Source organism: Micromonospora sp. BQ32, from assembly GCF_059358895.1.
The window spans coordinates 431,358-452,976 of record NZ_JCADBI010000002.1; the positions used below are offsets into that span (position 1 = coordinate 431,358).

At 72.4% G+C, this 21,619-nt stretch carries 19 protein-coding genes and 1 riboswitch; of the genes, 9 read left to right on the forward strand and 10 right to left on the reverse strand.

Annotated features, from left to right (window positions below):
* Positions 1-3: 3 nt before the first annotated feature.
* Complete coding sequence (gene eccB / locus AC5L30_RS05610; RefSeq protein WP_494865831.1) at positions 4-1,593, reverse strand: type VII secretion protein EccB; 1,590 nt, start codon at positions 1,591-1,593, stop codon at positions 4-6.
* A 162-nt stretch (positions 1,594-1,755) separates the two neighbouring features.
* Between eccB and AC5L30_RS05615 the strand changes: the two genes are divergently transcribed.
* Entirely contained in the window at positions 1,756-2,943 is a 1,188-nt protein-coding gene (locus AC5L30_RS05615; RefSeq protein WP_494865832.1) for a type VII secretion protein EccE, read from the forward strand.
* Positions 2,944-2,965: 22 nt separating this feature from the next.
* On the opposite strand, the gene eccD is transcribed toward AC5L30_RS05615, so the two are convergent.
* On the reverse strand, positions 2,966-4,363 hold the full coding sequence (eccD, locus tag AC5L30_RS05620; RefSeq protein WP_494865833.1) for a type VII secretion integral membrane protein EccD: 1,398 nt from the start codon (positions 4,361-4,363) through the stop codon (positions 2,966-2,968).
* A 166-nt stretch (positions 4,364-4,529) separates the two neighbouring features.
* On the opposite strand from eccD, the gene eccCa reads away from it, so the two are divergent.
* From eccCa to AC5L30_RS05635, 3 genes are all read left to right on the forward strand, one after another.
* Complete coding sequence (gene eccCa, locus AC5L30_RS05625) at positions 4,530-8,495, forward strand: type VII secretion protein EccCa (RefSeq protein ID WP_494865834.1); 3,966 nt, start codon at positions 4,530-4,532, stop codon at positions 8,493-8,495.
* A gap of 206 nt (positions 8,496-8,701) precedes the next feature.
* Positions 8,702-9,010: a WXG100 family type VII secretion target gene (locus AC5L30_RS05630; protein ID WP_030329557.1), complete on the forward strand. Its 309-nt coding sequence runs from the start codon at positions 8,702-8,704 to the stop codon at positions 9,008-9,010.
* Between the two features lie 25 nt (positions 9,011-9,035).
* Positions 9,036-9,314: a WXG100 family type VII secretion target gene (locus AC5L30_RS05635; protein ID WP_030329555.1), complete on the forward strand. Its 279-nt coding sequence runs from the start codon at positions 9,036-9,038 to the stop codon at positions 9,312-9,314.
* A gap of 92 nt (positions 9,315-9,406) precedes the next feature.
* Here AC5L30_RS05635 and mycP read toward each other — a convergent pair whose 3' ends face one another.
* Complete coding sequence (mycP, locus tag AC5L30_RS05640) at positions 9,407-10,636, reverse strand: type VII secretion-associated serine protease mycosin (protein ID WP_494865835.1); 1,230 nt, start codon at positions 10,634-10,636, stop codon at positions 9,407-9,409.
* A 51-nt stretch (positions 10,637-10,687) separates the two neighbouring features.
* Positions 10,688-11,011, reverse strand: coding sequence for a helix-turn-helix transcriptional regulator (locus AC5L30_RS05645; RefSeq protein WP_494865836.1), 324 nt, complete (start codon positions 11,009-11,011; stop codon positions 10,688-10,690).
* Positions 11,012-11,249: 238 nt separating this feature from the next.
* On the opposite strand from AC5L30_RS05645, the gene AC5L30_RS05650 reads away from it, so the two are divergent.
* Complete coding sequence (locus tag AC5L30_RS05650; protein WP_494865837.1) at positions 11,250-11,987, forward strand: carbonic anhydrase; 738 nt, start codon at positions 11,250-11,252, stop codon at positions 11,985-11,987.
* A 56-nt stretch (positions 11,988-12,043) separates the two neighbouring features.
* On the opposite strand, the gene AC5L30_RS05655 is transcribed toward AC5L30_RS05650, so the two are convergent.
* From AC5L30_RS05655 to AC5L30_RS05665, 3 genes are all read right to left on the reverse strand, one after another.
* Entirely contained in the window at positions 12,044-13,063 is a 1,020-nt protein-coding gene (locus tag AC5L30_RS05655; protein WP_494865838.1) for a coiled-coil domain-containing protein, read from the reverse strand.
* Positions 13,064-13,067: 4 nt separating this feature from the next.
* A riboswitch (cyclic di-AMP (ydaO/yuaA leader) is annotated at positions 13,068-13,198 on the reverse strand.
* Between the two features lie 166 nt (positions 13,199-13,364).
* Positions 13,365-14,735, reverse strand: coding sequence for a YibE/F family protein (locus AC5L30_RS05660; RefSeq protein WP_494865839.1), 1,371 nt, complete (start codon positions 14,733-14,735; stop codon positions 13,365-13,367).
* A 299-nt stretch (positions 14,736-15,034) separates the two neighbouring features.
* Entirely contained in the window at positions 15,035-15,331 is a 297-nt protein-coding gene (locus AC5L30_RS05665) for a metal-sensitive transcriptional regulator (RefSeq protein WP_030329541.1), read from the reverse strand.
* A 95-nt stretch (positions 15,332-15,426) separates the two neighbouring features.
* Between AC5L30_RS05665 and AC5L30_RS05670 the strand changes: the two genes are divergently transcribed.
* From AC5L30_RS05670 to AC5L30_RS05685, 4 genes are all read left to right on the forward strand, one after another.
* The gene (locus AC5L30_RS05670; RefSeq protein WP_091395144.1) at positions 15,427-15,636 is read left to right on the forward strand and encodes a heavy-metal-associated domain-containing protein; all 210 of its coding nucleotides are present in this window, start codon (positions 15,427-15,429) and stop codon (positions 15,634-15,636) included.
* A 13-nt stretch (positions 15,637-15,649) separates the two neighbouring features.
* Positions 15,650-16,600 carry a DUF8832 domain-containing protein gene (locus AC5L30_RS05675; RefSeq protein ID WP_494865840.1) on the forward strand — a complete coding sequence of 317 codons (951 nt, stop codon included), beginning with the start codon at positions 15,650-15,652 and terminating at the stop codon, positions 16,598-16,600.
* A gap of 12 nt (positions 16,601-16,612) precedes the next feature.
* Positions 16,613-18,859, forward strand: coding sequence for a heavy metal translocating P-type ATPase (locus tag AC5L30_RS05680; protein ID WP_494865841.1), 2,247 nt, complete (start codon positions 16,613-16,615; stop codon positions 18,857-18,859).
* 74 nt (positions 18,860-18,933) lie between these two features.
* Positions 18,934-19,107 (forward strand): CsbD family protein, encoded by a 174-nt coding sequence (locus AC5L30_RS05685; RefSeq protein WP_036410891.1) that lies wholly within the window; start codon positions 18,934-18,936, stop codon positions 19,105-19,107.
* Positions 19,108-19,174: 67 nt separating this feature from the next.
* Here AC5L30_RS05685 and AC5L30_RS05690 read toward each other — a convergent pair whose 3' ends face one another.
* The 3 genes from AC5L30_RS05690 to AC5L30_RS05700 form a co-directional block, all read right to left on the reverse strand.
* A complete protein-coding gene (locus AC5L30_RS05690) occupies positions 19,175-19,819 on the reverse strand; it encodes a class I SAM-dependent methyltransferase (RefSeq protein WP_494865842.1) in 645 nt (214 codons plus the stop codon).
* 91 nt (positions 19,820-19,910) lie between these two features.
* The gene (locus AC5L30_RS05695; RefSeq protein WP_494865843.1) at positions 19,911-21,164 is read right to left on the reverse strand and encodes an RNA polymerase sigma factor; all 1,254 of its coding nucleotides are present in this window, start codon (positions 21,162-21,164) and stop codon (positions 19,911-19,913) included.
* A complete protein-coding gene (locus AC5L30_RS05700; protein ID WP_240639083.1) occupies positions 21,161-21,517 on the reverse strand; it encodes a YciI family protein in 357 nt (118 codons plus the stop codon). The genes AC5L30_RS05695 and AC5L30_RS05700 overlap by 4 nt, the downstream gene beginning before the upstream one ends.
* Positions 21,518-21,619 lie beyond the last annotated feature (102 nt).

Here is a 21,619-nt window from a genome sequence, read left to right on the forward strand (position 1 = left end):
TGCTCAGCCGTCGGCGTCGGTCGATCCGGTTCCGCCGCCGGTCCCGCCGCTAGCCGGAGCGCCACTGGCCGGCGTCGACGGTGTCGAACCCGACGGTGGCACGGCGGACGGGGAGCCTGAGGGCGGCGCCACGGACCGCGAGCCTGACGTCGGTGCGGCCGACGGCGATGCGGCCGGTGCCGGTCCGTCGGCCGCGAAGACGGACAACGCGTCCTCGCGGTCCAGAGTCGGCCCGGTCGGGATCAGTGCGAGCAGCGAGCCGGGCACCGCCAGCGGGGTGACCCCGCCGTAGCCGAGCACGTCCAGTGTCGCCGGTGAGCCGAGCGGATACCGGATGCCCTGCGGGCTGATCAGGTAGATGGTCGACCCGGCGGCGCCGGACCCGCTGGTCCCGGCTCCGGGCGAGGCCTGCGCGATGACACCCTTGCCGCCGGGCAACAGCACCGCCTCGGCGGTGCGTACGCCGTCGCGCCTGGTCTGACGCACCGGCACCAGGCCCGGATCGCTGTCGGTCAGCTCGTCCGGCACCCGGTCGAAGACCTCCAGGGTGGTGGTCGGCGGGCCGCCCGCGCTGCCCTTCCGGTACGTCGCGCAGAGCGTGGTCTGACCGGGCTGGGCCGGGTAGAGGGCGGGCATCGTCGCGGGTATCCCCTCCTCCTCGATCCGCCGCTCCTCGAACGCCTCGCTGGCCTGATTCGGGGTGATGTCGGTAATCCGACCACCGTTGCTGATCAGCAGCAGAGCGGTGATCTCACTGATCGACACGAGAGCGTCCCGGGTCAGCACGTAGTGCCGCCCGGCGGCCTTGAACACCGAACCGACGTTGTACGACTGCCCGGCCACCTTGCGGCTGCTGGGCTCACCCTCGCCGTTCAGCGACGGCCTGCGCAGCGGCGGACCGGCCGGCACGGCGTTGAGCAGTTGCTGCCCAACCTGGAGCCGCTCGGTGCCGGCCATCCGCAGCGCCGTGATCGTGCGGGACGGGTCGAGCAGCTGAAGCCGGCTGTTGTTGGTAATCAGATACCGCTGCTCGTCCACCGAGACCAGCACTCCCCGGTCGCCCAGCGGCGTGCCGCCGGGCAGCGCACGGTCGATCACCAGACGGGTGCTGGACCGCCGCCGGTCGACCGGATCGGGCACGTCGCAGACCGACCAGGGCAACCCGGTCAGCGACTTACGGTCCGGCAGGGCGTCCGGCGCTCCGACGATGCCGACGGTGACCCCGCGGGGCCGGTCCCGCAGCGACGCCTGCGACATCGTCCGCACCTCGGCACTCGCATCGTTCACGATGAGGCGCGCCGAGGTGTAGTTGAGCGTCGGGTGCAGCTTTCCCTCCATGAACACGTACGTCGCGCCGGTCTCCCGTTCGATGACCAGGGTCTGGTCGTTCAGCGGCGCTGTGCGGCCGGTCAACTGGCCGTAGGCACCCACCCCACCGAGCACGATGGCCGCGGCGAGGACACTGCCGAAGACGGCCATGCCGAGCCGTCGCATCGGCAGGTTGGTGGTCTCCGGATCGCCCGACAGCAAGGCGGAGACGATGCGGCGGGTGACGAAGCGGTACGCCTGCACCTGATCGCGGCGGGTCCGCATGACTTACCTCCGGCGGGGTGGATCCGCGACGATCAGGGTCGGGGTGCCGTCGCGGGCTTCCCTACGATAAGGGGCCGACGGTGGTTCCTTGGGACCACCGCTCGTGGCCGGCACCGGACCGACCCGGCGCAGAGCCGTACCGTGCAGGAGGGACAGTCAGCGATGACGCAGGTTCAGGCGCCACCCGCCCGAGCGGTCACGGACCCTGTCGACGTTCCGACCCGGCCGGCGGCCCCGGCCGAGCGGCCCGGCCGTGGACGGGTCGGTCCCGTGTTGGTCGGGCAGCTCGTCGTACTGGAGTTGTGCGTGGTCGGCGTCTGGGCCGCCACGGCCGGACCGGCCTGGGTGCTGGCCGCGGTGGGCGCGGCGGCGTTGCTGATCGTCCTGGCGGCCTTCGCCCGCCGGGGCGGCCGCTGGTGGTTCGAGGACCTGCTGCTGCGCCGACGGCTGCGGCGACGCGGCGAGCGCGCGTCGGCCGCGCTGGCCAGCGGTACGGCGACCGACCCGCGGTTGGCTGCGCTCGCCCCCGAGCTGAGCGTCATCGAGCTGACCGACCGGGGCACCCGGCTCGGCATCGGGCGCGACGACCAGGGTTGGTTCGCGGCCGTCGCCCTGCAGTCGGCCACCGGCGCGGCGGTCGGCTCGGTCGACGCCGCCGCGGTGGACCGCGCGCTACGGGTGCTGGCGGACTTCAGCGCCCCGGTCTCCCGGGCCCAGGTCGTCGCGCACACGCTGGTCTGGTACCCGGCACCCGGTGCCCCGCCGGCCGCGCACCGGACCGTCTGGGTGGCGGTGCGGCTCACCGTCCGGGACGCCCGGGTCGAGGCGGTGAGCCGGGGCGGCGGATTGACCGGTGTGCACCGCACGGTGGCCGCCGGGATCGGTCGGCTCGGCAAGGCGCTGACCTCGGCGGGGCTGGCCCATCGTCCGTTGGGCCGTGACGAACTACGCGCCGCCATCGTCTCGGCCGCCGGTCTGGACCTGGTGCCCGAGGCGCCGGCGGAGAGCTGGCGTGGGTTGCGCGGCGGCGGCTGGACGCACCGCTGCATGACTCTGCGGGGCCGCTCCGACGCACCGCTCGGCCCGCTCGTGGACGCGATCACCGCGACCTCGGCGCCGTCGCACACGGTGGCCGTGACCGTCTCGGCGGACGGTCGGGTGGCGGCACCGCTGCTGCGGGTCGCGGCGATGGACAACCACGTCGAGGCCCTGGTCAAGGTGGTCCGCGAGGTCGCGGACCGGGTGGGCTCGTCCACCCGGCCAATCGACGGTCAGCATGCCCCGGGCGTCTACGCCACCGCCCCCGTCGCGTCGGCGTTGGGCGTCTCCACCGGTCTGCGGTCGCGCTGACCGGTGCGGCCGCGGCGCGCGGTCAGGGTCGGAGGTTGACGATCCAGCCGTAGAGGCCGCAGACCCAGAAGGCGAGCGGCACCAGCGAGATGATGAGCAGGATCTCGGCGATGTCGAGCAGGCGCCCCCAGACCGGCGAGATGCGCTTGCCGGCGACGGTCAGACCGTAGATCAGACTGATCACGGCGGTCAGCACCAGCCCGCCCAGGATCAGGCCGAGCCGGACCGGCAGCGACCCACCGGCGAAGGTGGCCGCGGCGGCGAGGCCCAGACCCACGGTGCCGGCCAGCAGCACCGGGGTGCGCTGGGCGCGACCCAGCAGCGGTCGAGCCCGCAGCAACGCCAGCAGGGCCAGCACCAGGCACAGCAACACCGCAGGCAGCCGTCCATCCAGGGCCAGCACGAGTTGCGCACCCAGCACCAGCAGCGACACCGTCCACAGCAGACCGGTGAGGAACTGGTCGGCGCGCTCACTCTGCTGGAGCACCTGTCGGCCGTCCACCGACTCGCTGTCGGTCTTCAGGTCCTCCGGACCGGTCGGGATCGAGGGCACCGGCAGCCGGGCCAGCCGGTAGGCCATCATCGGCAGCGCCGGCACCACGCCGAACGCCACCGCCGCGACCACCGCGGCGGCGGCCGCCGCGTCGAGGCCGAGGACCAGGCAGAGCATCGCGCCCAGACCGGTCGCGGCAGCGACCCCGATCGCGGCGAGGAAGAGAGGGTACCGGTCACCGACCGCCAGCACGGCCACCGCGCCGGCCACCACCGCGGCGGTCGCCGCGAGCAGGACATGGGGACTGGCCAGGTCGGTCAGCGGTCGATCGCCGGCGAGCAGCAGCAGGCCGCCGGTGGCCGCGTGCACCAGGCCGACCAGGGCCAGCACCGCGCCGATGCCGCTGTCACCGGCGGCCCGGGACAGCACCGCGGCGCCCACCAGCAACGCCACCGCGACCAGCAGGGCGGCCAGCGCACCGGGCAGGTGCGGCGGGCCGGCGAAGAGCGCGGCCAGCGCACCGACGCCGAGCGCCGCCGCCGCGAAGATAACGGCGAAGGAGCGGCTCGCAGCCACCTGCCAGGCGCCGGGGCGCTGGTTGGTCGCGGTGGCGACCGCGTCCACCACGTCGTCGAAGACGATCTCCGGCGCGGCGTCGGACCGGGGGTTGAAGTAGAGCACCTCGCCGTCGCGGACGCTGAGCTGCGCCGCGGTACGACCACCGTCGAGGGGCGCACCGCCCAACCGGGACAGTGCCCAGCCACCGTGCCGGGCACCCTCGTCGGCCATGTCCTCGCCGGCGTAGCGCAGCAGGGTGGGGAGCAGGTCAGCCAACGGCACATCCGACGGCAGCGCCAGATCCATCCGGGTACGCGGAGCCACGATGGTGATCCGGCTCAGACCACCGGTCGCCGTCTTCGTCGCCACAGTGGCCTCCAGGTGTGCGTCTGTGATCGGCTGGCTGTGATGCTGCGGTCCGGGTCCACCGCGCACACGGCAGATTACCTACGATGACGGGCACGTACGATGCCCACCCGCGGGCGGTGTTCCGCGGCCGCACGTCATCAGGGCCGCTTCTGGGGAGGAGACAGCCGTGAGCACGGTGGTGTTCCGCCGGCTCCCGCGTCAGCCGGGGCCGGCCTTACCGCGCGGCGAGGTGCTGCTGGAGTCGCCTCCCGAGCTGCCCGAGCCGACGCCCCGGGGGATGGGGCAGCTGCTCATGATCCTGCCGATGTTCTGCGGGGTCGGTGCCATGGCGTTCCTCTACGCCGGCAAGGGCGGCGGCATGATGACGTACGTCGCCGGTGGGCTGTTCGGTGTCTCGATGCTCGGCATGGCGATCGGTTCGCTGGCCAACAGCGGTGGCAAGGACAAGGCCGAGCTGAACGCCGATCGCCGCGACTACATGCGCTACCTGGCTCAGATGCGTAAGCGCACCCGTCGGGCGGCCGAGCAGCAGCGGGCGGCGATGGCCTGGCGGCACCCGGAGCCCGACGCGCTCTGGTCGATCGCCGCGTCCCGGCGACTCTGGGAGCGGCGGATCACCGAGGACGACTTCGGCGAGACCCGGATCGCCCTCGGCCCGCAGCGACTCGCGGTGGAGATCGTCCCGCCGGAGACGAAGCCGGTGGAGGACCTGGAGCCGATGAGCGCCATCGCGCTTCGCCGCTTCGTCCGGGCACACTCCACGGTGCCCGATCTGCCCACCGCGCTGTCGGTGCGCGCGTTCAGCCGGGTGGTGCTGCGCGGTGACCGCGAGCCCGTGCTCGACCTGACCCGGGCGGCGCTGGGGCAGCTGGCCACCTTCCACGCCCCGGACGACCTGGTGATCGCGGTGGTCGCCGCACCTGACCGGCAGTCGTCCTGGGGTTGGGTGAAGTGGCTGCCACACGCCCACCACAGCGGCCGTACGGACGCGGCGGGCGCGCGCCGGCTGGTCTTCGCCAGCCTCGCCGAGGCGGAGGCGTCGCTCACCGCCGAGCTGGCCGGGCGGCCTCGGTTCGCGCCGGAGGCCAAGCCGCTGACCACCGCCCCGCATCTGGTCGTGGTGATCGACGGCGGGGAGATCTCCCCGACCTGCCAGCTGGTGGGCCCGGGGCTGCTCGGCGCCACCGTGATCGACCTCTCCGGGACGGTCCCGCGCGACGCCGGCCGTTGGCTGCTCTGCCTCGACGTGGGTGACGGAAGCTCACTCGATCTGGTCCGGGGCAGCACGTCGTCGACACTCGGTCGGCCCGACCGGCTCAGCGCCGAGGCCGCCGAAGGGCTGGCCCGACAGATCGCCCCCTTCCGGCTCTCCCAGCAGCAGACCGGCGGCGAGGAGCCGCTGGCCCGCAGCACGGAGCTGCCCGACCTGCTCGGTGTCGGTGACGCCGCGGCGGTGGACGTGCAGAACACCTGGCGTCCACGTGGGCACCGCGACCGGCTGCGCATCCCACTGGGCGTCGGCCCGGACGGCAACGTGGTCGAGCTCGACTTCAAGGAGTCGGCACACGAGGGCATGGGCCCGCACGGTCTGGTGATCGGCGCGACCGGGTCCGGTAAGAGCGAGCTGCTGCGTACGGTGGTGGCCGCGTTGGCGGTGACCCACTCGTCGGAGGAACTGAACTTCGTCCTGGTGGACTTCAAGGGCGGCGCGACCTTCGCCTCGCTGGAGGCGCTGCCGCACACCAGCGCGGTGATCACCAACCTGGCCGACGAGCTGCCGCTGGTCGACCGGATGCGCGACGCGCTCGCCGGCGAGATGGTGCGCCGGCAGGAGCTGCTGCGGGCGGCCGGCAACTACGTCTCCCGCTTCGAGTACGAGAAGGCGCGCTCGGCCGGTGAGCCGCTGGCCCCGATGCCCAGCCTGTTGATCATCTGTGACGAGTTCAGCGAACTGCTCGCCGCCAAGCCGGACTTCATCGACCTGTTCGTGATGATCGGCCGGTTGGGTCGGTCGCTCGGCGTGCACCTGCTGCTGGCCAGCCAGCGCCTCGAAGAGGGCAAGCTGCGGGGCCTGGACACGCACCTGTCGTACCGGATCGGTCTGCGGACGTTCTCCGCGGTGGAGAGCCGGATCGTGCTCGGCGTGCCGGACGCGTACGAGCTGCCGAACGCGCCGGGCCACGGCTACCTGAAGACGGACACCAGCACCATGCTGCGGTTCCGGGCCGCGTACGTGTCGGGGGCGTACCGGGCGCCGGGGCAGCAGGCCTCCGCCTCGCAGGCGCTGGTGCAGCGGCGGATCGTGCCGTACGGCCTCGACTTCGTGCCGGTGCAGGTCCCGCAGGTGCCGGTGGACACCGTCCCCGAGCCGGAGCAGCCGGCCGACGGCAAGGCCGTCGCGATGCTCGACGTGTTGATCGACCAGCTCAAGGGTCGGGGCCGCCCGGCCCACCAGGTGTGGCTGCCACCGCTGGCCGACCCGCCGGGCCTGGGTGAGCTGCTCGGCCCGCTGGCGGTCGACCCGACCTACGGGCTGTGCACCGCGTCGTGGCCCGGTCGCGGGCGACTGACCGTGCCGGTCGGCGTCGTGGACCGCCCCTACGAGCAGCGCCGGGACCCGATGATGGTCGAGCTGGCCGGGGCCGGCGGCAACGTGGTCATCGTCGGTCGGTCGCTCAGCGGCAAGAGCACCATGCTGCGTACGCTGCTCGCCTCGCTGGCGCTCACGCACACGCCGCGGGAGGTGCAGTTCTTCTGCCTGGACTTCGGCGGGGGCGCGCTGCGCAGCATGGAGCGGTTGCCGCACCTGGCCGGGGTGGCTGGTCGGCGCGACGTCGAGGCGGTTCGCCGGACGGTGGCCGAGGTGGTCGCCGTGCTGGACGACCGGGAGGCGCGTTTCGCCCAGCACGGCATCGACTCGGTGGCGAGCTACCGCCGTCGCCGTGCCGCTGGCGAGTTCGCGGATGACCCGTTCGGCGACGTGTTCCTGGTGGTCGACGGGTGGAACACGCTGCGCCAGGAGTACGAGGAGTTGGAGCAGACCATCACCACGTTGGCCAACCGGGGCCTCGGCTTCGGTGTGCACGTGGTGCTCACCGCCGTGCGGTGGGCGGAGATCCGGATCAACATGCGGGATCTGCTCGGCACCAAGTTGGAGCTGCGCCTCGGCGACGCGTCGGAGTCCGAGATCGACCGCCGCGCGGCGAGCAACGTGCCGGAGAAGTCGCCGGGTCGGGGCCTGACCCGGGACAAGCTGCACTTCCTCACCGCCATCTCGCGGATCGACGGTCGTCGCGACATCGAGGATCTGAGCGAGGCATCGCTGTCACTGGCCGGGCACGTGGCGGCGAACTGGCCGGGTCGCCCGGCGCCGAAGGTGCGGTTGCTGCCGCGCCGGCTGCCGGTGGCGGAGCTGGCCCGGATCATCGACCGGTCCGCGCCCGGGCTGCCGATCGGCGTCAACGAGTCGGCACTCGCGCCGGTCTACCTCGACCTGGCCAACGAGCCACACCTGACGATCTTCGGCGACGCGGAGTGCGGTAAGACCAACCTGCTGCGTCTGATCGCCCGGGGGATCACCGAGCGGTACACCCCGGCGCAGGCCCGGCTGGTGATCGCCGACTACCGGCGTGGCCTGCTGGGGGCGGTGGAGGGCGACCACCTGCTCGACTACGCTCCGTCGAACCAGGCGTTCGCCCAGGGGCTCGGGTCGATCCGCAGCGCGCTCTCCAACCGACTGCCCGGACCGGACGTGACCACCGCCCAGCTGCGCGATCGGAGCTGGTGGAAGGGTCCGGATCTGTACATCCTGGTGGACGACTACGACCTGGTGGCCTCCGGCGGCAGCAACCCGCTCAGTGCCCTGCAGGAGCTGCTGCCGCAGGCCCGCGACATCGGTCTGCACCTGATCATCACGCGCCGCGTCGGCGGTGTGTCCAGGGCGCTCTACGAGCCGGTGCTGCAACGGCTGCGCGAGTTGGACTCGCCGGGCCTGTTGATGTCCGGCAACCGGGAGGAGGGCGCGGTCTTCGGCACGTTGCGACCGAGCCCGCAACCGCCCGGCCGGGGCACCCTGGTTCGCCGCCGTGATGGCCAGCAGCTGATTCAGACCGCCTGGTCTGAGCCGGCCTGAGCGGGGGTCGGTCGTTCGGTAGGGGGTGGTGGCCCGTCTCGGCCCGATTCACCACCATCCATCGAACGTCACCGGTCAGGGCTGCGAGGGCTGGACAGGTTCCGCTACGGTCTTCACAGGAGTGTCCGTCGGTGGGGTGTTGCTGCCTTGCCGCGGGGGAGGGGTGCGGCAAAGCCGCCACCACAACAGACGGAAGGGTGTGAAGCATGGCGTTCGAGGTCGAAGCTGCGACTCTGCATACCGCCGCGAGTGACGTGCGGTCCACGCGCAGCGAGGTCGACGGCGAGCTGAAGAAGCTGTGGAACGTGGTCGACGACCTGGCCATCGCGTGGAAGGGTCAGGCGTCCACGGGCTTCCAGTCGCTGATGACGCGCTGGAACGAGGACACCGTCAAACTGCTGACGGCGATGGACAGCATCGCTGACCTGCTCGACAAGTCGGGTACGACGCACCAGGTCAACGACGAAGAGCAGCAGCAGATGCTGGACAAGTTCCACTCTGCTCTCAACCCGTGATCCGTAGCCGGCAGAGGAGGAAATCGTGACGATCAAAGTTGACTATGCGGTCCTCGAGAGCAGCAACCAGCAGATGCAGGCCATCTCGAAGACCCTCGAGGAAAAGCTTGACACGCTGCGGTCGATGCTGACCAAGCTGCACTGGGACGGCGAGGACCGGGTTGCCTACGAGCAGCACCAGGCGAAGTGGGACGCGGCGGTCCGGGACATCAACCGGATCCTGAACGAGATCGGCGGTGCCGTGGGCATCGCCCGCGAAAACTACCTCACCACGGAGATGAGCAACTCCAAGGTGTGGAGCTGAGGCATTTCGCCCGAGCGGCTCCGGTCCGGTTCACCCGGCCCGGAGCCGTTCTGCGTCGGCGTAGGTGACGGCTCCGCGCTGCGGTGCGGTGCTCAGCCGGCGGTTGGCGCGTCGGTGCGTCGGCCGGGGCGCCAGTCGCGTCGGCGGCCCCGGGCCATGATCGGTCGCGCGACCAGCAGCAGCCCGGCGAGCAGAGCGCCGATGACCGCCGCCCAGATCGCGGCGGGGCGCTGCCAGCTCAGCGGGTCGTCCCGCACGGCGGGTGCCGGAAGCGCCTCGGCGGGCGGGTTCGCCCGGACGCCGAGCAGGCTCGACACCGCCCGGTACGGGTTGACCATCCCGTGGCCGATGTCGGCGTTCTGACCCTCGGGTGGGTTGTCCGCGGTGCGTTTCAGCCGATCCGCGACCTGCTGCGGGTTGAGACCCGGGTAGGCGGCCCGGACCAGCGCGGCCACCCCGGAGACGTACGCGGCCGCGTAGCTGGTGCCGCCCTCCGGAACGGTGCGGTAGCCGCTGTTTCCGGGCGCCGGCCCGACGATGTTCATCCCCGGCGCGGCGATGTCGACGTAGTCGCCGCTGATCGAGGTGCCGACGTGACCGCCCTGCTCGTCCACCCCACCGACCGCGATCACCCCCGGGTACGCGGCCGGGTAACCCGGCCGGTTCTGCGAGTTTTCCGTGCGGTTGCCCGCGGCGGCGACCAGCACCACCCCTTTGGCCAGTGCGCGCTCGACGGCGGCCGTCAGCTCGGGGCGGGGAATTGTGGTCAGGGACAGGTTGATCACGTCTGCGCCCTGGGCGACCGCCCAGTCGATGGCCGCCGCGATCTGCGCGGGGAGTTGCGGGTTGCTGACCTCCCCGAGCTGCGGCAGAACCCGGATCGGCAGGATGCGGGCAGCCGGGGCGATGCCGCTGAAGGGGACGACAGTGCCCTCCCGGCCCGCGATGATGCCGGCGATCAGCGTGCCGTGCCCGGCCTCGTCGCACTGGCCCTGCTGCGCCGGCAGGCCGTTGAAGTCGCGACCCTCGAGCACCTGGCCCTTGAGCAGCGGATGGGCGGCGGAGACGCCGGAGTCGATCACGGCCACCGTGATCCCGGCGCCCCGGGACAGCGGCCACGCCGAGGACGGCTCCAGCCGGCGTAGCGCCCACGGCAGCTGGGTCAGGTTCTCGGCGCCGGAGGGACCGCAGAGGGGCGGCGCGGCGGTCGCGGGGGAGGGTGCCACCAGGCCGGCACCGAGCAGGGCCGCCAGCGCTCCACTGAGGACGCCGCGAAGGGCACGGCGGGACGGGGACGCGCTCAACGGCGGGCATTCGCGCACCTGCAAAGGTTACCGCCGTGGCCCTCGGGCAGCGGCCCCCGGTGACGGGGGTCAGGGACGGGGGGACGCCTTCGCGGTGGGAGTGTCGGCGAACAGCGCGAGCAGGTCGCCGACCTGCCGGTCCGCCTCGGCGGGGTGCCGGAACCGGCCGGCCGGGTTGAGGGTGTACTCGTTGCGTCGCCCGACCCGGGTGCGGTGCAGGTAACCGCCCGCCTCCAGGTCGGCGACGATCGCCTGCGCGGCCCGTTCGGTGACGCCGACCTCGGCCGCGACGTCGCGCAGCCGGGCGGTCGGATCGCGGGCGATGGCCAGCAGGACGTGCCCGTGATTGGTGAGGAACGTCCAGTTCCGCCCGCCGCCGGTGTCACCCGTCACCGTGCTCTCCATCGTGTGACCGCCTTCCTGGTGTCCGCCTGCCTTCGCGAGAGTCTGGCCCGCCCTGCCCAGGGGAGGTTGCCCAGGGGGCGGCCGGAGTCAACGTATGAAATCTAAATCACGCATACCTTGACGCATCTTACGGTGCGTGTGACGGTGGAGCACGAGCCAGCGCCAGCCCGCCCGGCCGGCGGAAAGCCGGCTTGACCAGGCCAGATGTGTCGAGACGAGGTGCGGGATGAGTCATACCGGGAGCTCCGGCGGTCAGCCGGGTTCGCAGCGGACCACCGACCGGGCCACCGCGCTCAGCGAGCCGACCCGGGCGTACGCCGAGCTGGTCGCCGGCAATCGGCGCTTCGTCGATGGCGCCCCCCGCCACCCCAACCAGGATGCCGGGCGCCGGGCCGCCGTGGCCGACGGGCAACACCCGTTCGCGGTGATCGTCGGCTGCTCCGACTCACGGCTGGCCGCTGAGATCATCTTCGACCGGGGTCTGGGCGACCTGTTCGTGGTGCGCACCGCCGGGCACACCGCCGGCCCCGAGGTGCTCGGCAGCGTCGAGTACGCGGTGACCGTGCTCGGCACCCCGCTGGTGGTGGTGCTCGGCCACGACTCGTGCGGTGCGGTGCAGGCCGCCCGGGAGTCCGCCGCGACGGGTACCGCACCGAGTGGCCATCTGCGCGCGGTGGTCGACGCCGTGCTGCCCAGCCTGCGCCGGGCCGAGGCCGAGGGCGTGGACGACATCGACGGCATCGTCGACATCCACATCGCACAGACCGTCGAGACGTTGCTCGGGCAGTCCCCGGTGCTGGCCGACGAGGTGGCGCGGGGGCGGTGCGCGGTGGTGGGGGTGTCCTACCGACTCGCCGCCGGAGCGGTGCGCCCGGTGGCCGCCGTGCCGGCCGGCTTCGCGACGTTGGACCGCCCGGCCGGATCGCCCGAGCCGACCGGCCCGGCCGCCGCTGCCACCGTCTGACGCGACGAGGGCCGCTCCGCGTCACGCGGAACGGCCCTCGATGGGGATCGTGCGGGTCAGAGCAGCGACATGTGGACGTGGTCGGTGTGGTTCGACGGCCCGCTGTACGAACTCCAGCCGGTGGCCGGGAACCAGATCTGCCGGTTCCAGATCACGTAGTAGATGCCGAGCCGGTCGGCGTTACGGATGAGGAACGCGGCGACGTTGTTGCCGTACGTCCGGGTGTCGTTGTTGTGCCACGGGGAGAACCCGCTCTTCTGTAGCGACCAGTCGCAGGCGCGGCCCTTCGGGTGCTCCCACGGCCCGCCGGGGCGGTAGCAGCCGACGAACCGGTTGAAGCCGGCCGCCTTGACCTCCTTGTACGCGTGCAGCGTGCGCGGCGTGACGCAGCCGGACGTGGTGGGGTCGTTCTCGCTGCACGACTGGGGCTTCCAGTCACCGTCGGCCGTGCGACCCGGGCCGATCTTCGCGACCTTGGAGGTGGCATCCACCAGGCCGCCGGTGAAACCCTTGCCGCCGACGAGGGAGAGCGCCTTGTCGGCCTCGCTCTTGCGCTTCGCCATCAGGGCGGTCTGCTTCTGCTGCTCGCGGACCTCGGTGTCGAGGGCCAGCTTGGCCTGCTCGGCGCGGGCCTTCACCGCGTTGACCTCGGAGAGCTTCTTCTCGTTGACCATGTTTATCTCGTCGAGCATCCCGGCGCGCCGGACGAACGAGTCGGGCGCTTCGCTCTCCAGCAGCATCGCGACCGCGCCGATCCGGCCGGTCCGGTACGCCTGGGCGGCGATCTGCCCGACCTGCGGGGCCAACGCGTCCAGGTCGGCCTTGGCCCGGTTGACCTCTGCGGCCAACTCGCCCTGTCGCTTCTTGGATTTGTCCAGCTTGGACTTGGCGGCGGAGTAGTCGCGGTTGGCCTGCTCGATGACGTCGTTGAGCAGCTTGGGCTCGCCGTCCTCCTCGTGCCCGGACGGTGTGGGGTTCGTCGGAGCGGCGTTCGCTGGGAGCGGCCCGGCGAGCACGGTCAGTGCGGCGATCACGGCCACCACGGGAGTCAACCAGCGGCGTAGGGGTGCCGTCACAATGTTCCCTTCCGTCGACCGCCGACCGGGTTAGCTGACGGGTTCGGGGCGGAAGTGGCCCCTACCGCTGACGCGGATTCACCCCAGGTACCTGGGTCCCCGGCTCGCCGGTTGGCGATTGGGCGGTGGCACCGCAGGCGCCGCTTCGCGCCTTCATCGGTAACCGGCAGCGAGGTTACCCGAGAGTCGACCGGGTGAGCTACGCCTGGATGCCGACCAAAAGTGTCATTTCGCCATAGCGTTGAGTGACCAGTGACGTGGTTCTCAGGGTGGATGCCCGATCTGGTCACGCTGAGGAGTGTCACCATGCCGTATCCGTGCTCCTGTTCGACTCCGGCCACCGGTCGGTGGCCTCGGATGGGGGTGCGGTCCGCGTCCGGTCCGGCTCGTCGGAGCCGGTCGTTCGCGGTGAGATGAGAGCGGCCAGTGCCTCCGAGCGGTCCGGCTGGGGCCGGGACGACGCGGCGTCGGTGGACGGCGTCGCACCGGTGCGCCCGGCGGCGGTCACCACCGCGGCCAGTCCGGTGGTCAGCGGCACGGCGGCGATCAGACCGAGGGTGGCGACCGCGCTGCGGACGATCTCCTGCGCGAGGAACTCACTGGTGAGGATCTGCCCGATCGGCCGCGAGTCGGCGGTGAGCAGGAGTAGCAGGGGCAGCGACGCGCCCGCGTACGCCAGCACGATGGTGTTCACAGTGGAGGCGATGTGCGCGCGGCCGACCCGGGTGGCCGCCCGGTACAGCTGCAACCGGGTCAGGCCGGGGTTGGCGTTCGCCAGCTCGGTGACGGTGGCCGCCTGGGTGACTGTCACGTCGTCGAGCACCCCGAGCGATCCGATGATGATCCCGGCGAGCAGCAGACCGTGCAGGTCCACGTCGCCCTGGAACATCGACAGGGTGGTGGCGTCTTCGCTGCCGAAGCCGGTGAGGTGGGTGGCGGCCGTGGCGATGGTGGCGAGGACGCCGGTCAGCACCAGACTGCCCAGGGTGCCGAGCACCGCGACCGAGGTCTGTGCGGTTACCCCGTGCGTGAGATAGAGCACCACGAACATGATCAGGGCCGCGCCGACCACCGCCACCAGCAGTGGTGACCTGCCGGCGCCGATGCCCGGCAGCACGAAGGTGAGCAGGATGGCGAAGCTGGCGGCCAATCCGGCGAGCGCGGCCAGGCCCCGCCATCGACCGAACGCGACGATCGCGGCCGCGAAGACCACCGCCAGCCACACCATCGGGGTGCCGCGTTGGTGCTCGGCGATGTTCCAGTTGCTGGTGGTGGGATCGGTGGGATCGGCCAGCTCGACCAGGATGACCTCGTCGCCGACCTCGACCCGGGGTGCGCCGGGTCCGTCGGGAACCGGTGTCTGTACCTGCTGGCCGGCGGTCGGCCCGTCGTCCACCCGGACGTCGACCGTGCCGCACCGCCCGTCGCCGACCCTCGGCGTGCCCTCGGGAACCGACGGCGCCGGCGGGCACGGCTCGCTGACCACCCGGGTGACCGTGCCGGGGTAGCGCGGCACGTCCGCACCACCGTCGGTCTGCGGTGACCCGCCGCGCGGCCAGAGCAGCACCGCGGCGAGCACGGTGGCGACGAAGAGGGGTACCACCGTCATGACAAGGATCCGTCGCACCCTCGGTGAGGCGGACGGAGCAGGGCGGGTGTGGTCGGAACCCAAGGCGAGACTCCCAACGATCCGGTGCGGGGTACGGGTCAGCGGGCCGGGCGGTTCACCGTTGCGGTGGAAACGCGGCGGAACGGCGGGGCGGATCGCTGCCTGACGACACTTTGATCACGGACGGTCAGAGCTCGGCCCGGTCGGCCGGGGGCGCCGCCACGACCTGGCGGCGCCGGTGCCCGACTGTGCGGCGGCATACGGAGGGCCATCGTGGGAGATGCTAGCCAGACCGCCCGAGGGCTGCAGGTCGTGGCGGAGTGTCGGGTGGTCGAACCGCCCGCGTGGCGGACCTCGGGCGCTCAGCCGCGCTTCATGAGTCGGCCGACCGCCGCCATCATCTCGGTGGCCATCTCGTCGGCCCGACCCTCGGCGGCGCCCTCGTGCATGCAGTGCCGGGCGTGCCCGTCGAGCAGCCCCAGGGCCACCTTGTCGAGGGCCGCCTGGATCGCGGAGATCTGGGTGAGCACGTCGATGCAGTAGCGGTCGTCGTCGACCATCTTCTCGATGCCCCTGACCTGCCCCTCGACGCGGCGGAGCCGCGCGAGCAGCTGGTCCTTGCTGGCGGTGTATCCGCGGATCGGGGTGGGTGCGGTCATGTCAACCAGGATAGCGTACCCCTGGGGGGTATGGTACGGTCGTGCTCGGATGGCATACCCCCACGGGGTACCGGTACCGTAAAGGAGACGATCCGATGGTCAACACGACGTACCAGGTGCAGGGCATGACCTGTGGGCACTGCGTCAGCGCGGTGAGCGCCGAGGTCGGTGCCATCGCGGGCGTGCGGGACGTCCAGGTCGACCTCGCGGCCGGCCGGGTCACCGTCAGCAGCGATCAGCCGCTGGACACCGCGGTTGTCCGGGCCGCCGTCGACGAGGCCGGCTACGACCTCGTCGACGCGTGATCGGAGGGCCGGCGTGCGTACCGTGACGAGACTTGCCGGGTTCGCCGTCGGCCTGGCGGCGGTCTTCGGCACGACCTACGGGATCGGCCGGGTCGTCGACCCCGCCCCGGCCGCCGAGAGCCGGCGCGACAGTGCCGCCACCACCCCGACGGTGGGCGGGCCGGACGGGACGGCCGACCGGATCCCGGGCGGGCTGCTCGTCTCCGAGCGCGGCTACACCCTCGAACCGGTCGACGCCCCGGCCGGCGAGTTCGCCTTCCGGATCGCCGGCCCGGACGGCCGCCCGGTCACCCGGTACGACGTGGCACACGACAGGCAGATGCACCTGATCGTCGCCCGACGGGACCTCTCCGGCTTCCGCCACGTGCACCCCGAACTGACCCCGGACGGCACCTGGCGGGTCGACACCCCGCTGACCGGCCCCGGGCAGTGGCGGGCGTTCGCCGACTTCACCCCGACCGGGGGCGAGCCGCTGACCCTCGGCGTCGACGTGACCGTCCCCGGCGAGCTCAGCGAACGGCCGCTGCCCGCCCCGGCGACCAGCACCACCGTCGACGGCTACACCGTCACCCTGGCCGGAGTGCCACAGCCCGGCCGCACGTCGTCGCTGACCCTGACCGTCAGCCGGGACGGGCAGCCGGTCACCGACCTGGAGCCCTACCTGGGCGCGTACGGGCACCTGGTGGCACTGCGCCGGGGTGATCTGGCGTACCTGCACGTGCACCCGGACGGGACGCCCGGCGACGGGCGCACCCGGCCCGGTCCGGCCGTCACCTTCCTCGCCGAGGTGCCCTCGGCCGGCAGCTACCGGCTCTACCTCGACTTCCAACACGGCGGCCGGGTGCACACCGCCGAGTTCACCGTGGTCGCCGGCGCTGCCCCGACCGGAGACGTCCCCACGCCGAGCGGACCCGAACCGACCGGCGGGGCCGACCACGGCACCCCCGGGCACGGGCACAACTGACGGGACCAGACGATGACCACCACCAGCAGACCGCTACCCGAGGCGCCGAACCGGATCGAACTGGCGATCGGCGGGATGACCTGCGCAGCGTGCGCCGCCCGGATCGAGAAGAAGCTCAACCGGATGGACGGGGTGAGCGCCACCGTCAACTACGCCACCGAGAAGGCCACCATCCGGTACGCCGACGGCGTCACGCCGGACGACCTGATCGTGACCGTCCAGAAGACCGGTTACACGGCGGCGTTGCCGGCCCCGCCCAGCGCGGAACCTCCGGTGGACCCGTTGCGGGGGCCGCGTACCCGGCTCTGGGTGTCGGTGGCCCTGAGCGTGCCGGTGGTCCTGCTGGCCATGGTCCCGGCCTGGCAGTTCGACTACTGGCAGTGGCTCTCGCTGACCCTGGCCGCCCCGGTGGTGGTCTGGGGTGGGCTGCCGTTCCACCGGGCCGCCTGGACCAACCTGCGGCACGGCGCGGCCACCATGGACACGCTGGTGTCGCTCGGCACCCTGGCCGCGTTCGGCTGGTCGCTCTGGGCGCTCTTCCTCGGTGACGCGGGGATGCCCGGGATGACGCACCCGTTCCGCTTCGACATCACCCGGACCGACGGCGCCGGCAACATCTACCTGGAGGCGGCCGCCGGGGTCACCGTGTTCATCCTGGCCGGCCGCTACTTCGAGGCCCGGTCCAAGCGGACGGCCGGCGCCGCGCTGCGCGCCCTGCTCGACCTCGGCGCCAAGGACGTGGCGGTGCTGCGCGACGGCGTGGAGACCCTGATCCCGGTGGACCGGCTCGCCGTCGGTGACCGGTTCGTGGTCCGCCCCGGGGAGAAGATCGCCACCGACGGGGTGGTCGACGAGGGCACCTCCGCGGTCGACGCCAGCATGCTCACCGGTGAGTCGGTGCCGGTCGAGGTCGCCCCGGGCGACGGCGTGGTCGGCGCCACGATCAACGCGGGTGGGCGGCTGATCGTCACCGCCACCCGGGTCGGCGCGGACACCCAGCTCGCCCGGATGGCCGACCTGGTCGAGCAGGCGCAGAGCGGCAAGGCGGCCGTGCAGCGGCTGGCGGACCGGATCTCCGGAGTCTTCGTGCCGATCGTCATCACCCTCGCCGTCGGCACGCTCGGCTGGTGGCTCGGCACCGGGGCCGGCCCGACCGCCGCGTTCACCGCCGCCGTGGCCGTGCTGATCATCGCCTGTCCGTGCGCGCTCGGCCTGGCCACCCCGACCGCGCTGCTGGTCGGCACCGGTCGGGGCGCCCAACTCGGCGTGCTGATCAAGGGGCCGGAGGCGCTGGAGTCGACCCGCCGGGTGGACACCGTGGTGCTCGACAAGACCGGCACCGTGACGAGCGGCCGGATGACCCTGGTGGACGTGGTGCCGGCGAGCGGTGTGGACCGGGCCGAACTGCTCCGGCTGGCCGGGGCGGCGGAGGCGGCCTCCGAGCACCCGATCGCCCGTGCGGTCGCCGCCGGTGCCACCGATGCGGGCACCCTGCCCCCGGTGACCGACTTCGGCAACCTCGAAGGGCTGGGGGTGACCGGCACGGTCGACGGGCAGACCGTCCTGGTCGGCCGGGTCCGGCTGCTGCGCGAGCGTGAGTTCGACGTACCGCCGGAGGTCGAGTGGGCCGTGCGTGACGCGGAGGCCGCCGGCCGTACGGCGATCGTCGCCGGCTGGGACGGACGCGCCCGCGGCGTGCTCGCGGTCGCCGACGTGGTCCGGCCGAGCAGTCGGGCGGCGGTGGCCCGACTGCGCGGGCTGGGGCTGACCCCGGTCCTGCTGACCGGGGACAACACCGTCGTGGCTCGCGCGGTCGCCGCCGAGGTGGGCATCGACGAGGTGATCGCTGAGGTCCTGCCGACCGGGAAGGTCGACGTGATCAAGCGGCTCCAGGCCGAGGGGCGGTCGGTGGCGATGGTCGGTGACGGTGTCAACGACGCCCCGGCACTGGCCCAGGCCGACCTGGGGTTGGCCATGGGCACCGGCACCGACGTGGCGATCGAGGCGGCCGACCTCACCCTCGTTCGGGGCGACCTGGACGCCGCGGTGGACGCCATCCGGCTGTCCCGTCGCACCCTCGGCATCATCCGGGGCAACCTGTTCTGGGCGTTCGGCTACAACGTGGCGGCCCTGCCGTTGGCCGCCGCCGGGCTGCTCAACCCGATGATCGCCGGCGCCACGATGGCGCTGTCCTCGGTCTTCGTGGTGGCCAACAGTCTGCGCCTGCGCCGGTTCCGTTCGGCCGCTGCCGATCTGTGACGGCGGCAATGGTTGGGCTGGTGACGGCGGGGGTACCTCTGTGGTTGTAGCGACGCTGGCAATGGAGGTTGGCAATGGGTTTCGACGACAAGATCAACAACGCCACCGAGGATGCGACCGGCAAGCTGAAGGAAGGCGCCGGTCGGGCCACCGACAACGAGCAGTTGGAGGCGGAGGGTCGCGCTGACCAGTCCACCGCCAAGCTCAAGCAGGCGGGCGAGAAGATCAAGGACGCCTTCAAGAGCTGACGTACGACGTACCAGGCACGCCGGGCCGGTGATCATCACCGGCCCGGCGTGCGTCGGCAGCGGGTGCTCAGGGGCGGCGAGTGGCGCGTACGACCACGTCGTGCAGCGGGACCTCCCGGCCCGGCACCGTGCGGCGGTGCTCCTCGGCGGTGAGGATCTCCCAGGTGGCGCTGTCCAGGCCGGCGGTGATGTCGGCGAGGGTGACCGATGCCTCGTCGGGCGGGTGGTGCCCATGCCCGTGCCCCTGCTCGGTGGCTTCCGAGGTGTGCAGATGCCCCACGATCAGGAGGGTGCCGCCGGGGGCCACCCATCCGGCGATGCGGTCGTAGAAGGCCAGCTGCGGCATCGCGGGGTGCGCGTAGTGCGTCGTGACCAGGTCGAACCGGGTTTCCGGAGCCCAGGCCGTCAGGTCGGCCTCCACCCATCGCACGCGCTCGGACACCCCGCTCTCCGTCGCGCGTTCGGCGGCCCGGGCGAGGGCGACCGGTGCGATGTCGACCGCGGTGACCTGCCAGCCGTGGGTGGCGAGCCAGATCGCCTCGGTGCCGGTGCCGCACCCGGCGTCCAACGCCAAGCCCGGCACCAGCCCGGCGGTCTCCCGGGCCAGGTACGGGTGGGCGGGGCTCGTGCTCATCGCGCCGGGGCGGTCGTGCTGCGCCTGGTGCCAGTGCCGCTCCCAGTAGTCCTTGTCGAACTCGTGCTGCTCGCTCATCTGTGCCTGCTCCTTCGCGCGTCGCCCACGACTGTTACCGGCAACCCAGCGATGCGCAAAGATTGTTGCCAAAACGGCAAGGAGGCGGTCCTCACCCCTGTCCGGTCAGCCGGGCCGCCCGCACCTCCAGGTAGCGCTGCTCGGGCCGGCTCGTGGTGCCCCGCGCCGCGGCCAGGTACGCCTTCCGGGCCGCGCCGACGTCCCCGGCCAGCTCCAACAGGTGCGCCCGGACGGCGGCGAGCCGGTGGTGCCCGGCCGTGCGGTCGTCGGCCTCCAACGGCGCGAGTAGGGCGAGCCCGGCCCGGGGCCCGTCCACCATGCCCACCGCCACCGCCTGGTTCAGGGTGACCATCGGATTCGGCGCGATCCGGGCCAGCAGTCGGTAGAGCGCGACGATCTGCCGCCAGTCCGTCTCCGCCGCCGTCGACGCCTCGGCGTGCACCGCGGCGATCGCCGCCTGGAGCTGGTACGGGCCGGGCGGCGACCAGGTCAACGCCTCGGTGATCAGCGCGACGCCCTCCGCGATGGCGGCCGCGTCCCACCGTGAACGGTCCTGCTCGGCCAGCGGCACCAACTCCCCGTCCGGCCCCACCCGGGCCGCCCGGTGCGCATCGGTCAGCAACATCAGCGCCAGCAGCCCGGTGACCTCGCCGTCGTCGGGCAGCAGTCCGCGCAGGATGCGAGCCAGCCGGATCGCCTCGCCGGTCAGCTCGGCCCGGTGCAGGTCCGAGCCACTGGACGCGGTGTAGCCCTCGTTGAAGATGAGGTAGAGCACCCGCAGCACCGTTCCCAGCCGCTCGTCCCGCTCGGCCGCCCCGGGCATGGCGAACCGGGCCCCGGCAGCCTCGATCCGCTGCTTGGCCCGCCGGATCCGTTGACTCATCGTCGCCTCGGGCACCAGGTGCGCCCGGGCGATCTGGGCGGTGCTGAGACCGCCGACCGCCCGCAGGGTGAGCGCCACCTGCGCCGACCCGGGCAGCGCCGGGTGGCAGCAGAGGAACAGCAGCGTGAGGGTGTCGTCGTCGGCCGCAACGGCGGGCTCCGCGTCCGCCGCCGGCGCCACTCCGGCGTACGCCGGCTCGCGCCGCGCCACCGCCAGCTCGCGGTCCCGGCGCGCGCTCTCGCTGCGCCACTCGTCGGTGAGTCGGCGGGTGGCCACGGTGAACAACCAGGCGCGCGGATTGTCCGGTACGCCCTGCCCGGGCCACTGCGTGGCGGCGGCGAGCAGGGCCTCCTGGACCGCGTCCTCGCACCTGTCGAACTGTCCGTGCCGGCGGACCAGCAGGCCGAGGACCTGCGGCGCGAACGTGCGCAGCAGGTCCTCGACCGTCCGGTCCCCGGTCACATCTCGGTCCCGGCCTCGTCCATGATCGGGCGGACCTCCATCGCTCCGCCGTACCGGACGTCCGGCCAGCGGGCGGCGATCTCGGCAGCCCGTTGCGGGCTGTCGCACTCGACGGCCAGGTAACCGGCGAACTGCTCCTTGCTCTCCATGAACGGGCCGTCGAGGACCTCGGGGCTGCCGTCCACGAGCCGGACCGTCAACGTCTGCGACGGATTGGCCAACGCCTGGCCGCCGATCAGTTCGCCGGTCTCGGTCAGCTCTTTCATGATCTCGTCGACCTCACCGAAGAGGGCGGTGCGATCCTGCTCGCTCAGCCCTTCGGTGAAGCCGGGCCGGTTCCAGATCAGCAGCATGTACTTCACGGCGATGCTCCTCAGGCTCTGGTCGCACCCCGACCGGGGTGCGACTCACCGGAGGGTCGGAGCCGTTCCCCCGATCCCTACCGTGTACCGAAG

Coding starts and splice junctions, on each gene's coding strand:
- AC5L30_RS05685 (WP_036410891.1), top strand. CDS start 18,934: ATGGGTTTCGACGACAAGATCAACAACGCCACCGAGGATGCGACCGGC.
- AC5L30_RS05630 (WP_030329557.1), top strand. CDS start 8,702: ATGGCGTTCGAGGTCGAAGCTGCGACTCTGCATACCGCCGCGAGTGAC.
- AC5L30_RS05680 (WP_494865841.1), top strand. CDS start 16,613: ATGACCACCACCAGCAGACCGCTACCCGAGGCGCCGAACCGGATCGAA.
- AC5L30_RS05690 (WP_494865842.1), bottom strand. CDS start 19,819: ATGAGCGAGCAGCACGAGTTCGACAAGGACTACTGGGAGCGGCACTGG.
- AC5L30_RS05615 (WP_494865832.1), top strand. CDS start 1,756: ATGACGCAGGTTCAGGCGCCACCCGCCCGAGCGGTCACGGACCCTGTC.
- AC5L30_RS05670 (WP_091395144.1), top strand. CDS start 15,427: ATGGTCAACACGACGTACCAGGTGCAGGGCATGACCTGTGGGCACTGC.
- AC5L30_RS05665 (WP_030329541.1), bottom strand. CDS start 15,331: ATGACCGCACCCACCCCGATCCGCGGATACACCGCCAGCAAGGACCAG.
- eccB (WP_494865831.1), bottom strand. CDS start 1,593: ATGCGGACCCGCCGCGATCAGGTGCAGGCGTACCGCTTCGTCACCCGC.
- AC5L30_RS05650 (WP_494865837.1), top strand. CDS start 11,250: ATGAGTCATACCGGGAGCTCCGGCGGTCAGCCGGGTTCGCAGCGGACC.
- AC5L30_RS05700 (WP_240639083.1), bottom strand. CDS start 21,517: ATGCTGCTGATCTGGAACCGGCCCGGCTTCACCGAAGGGCTGAGCGAG.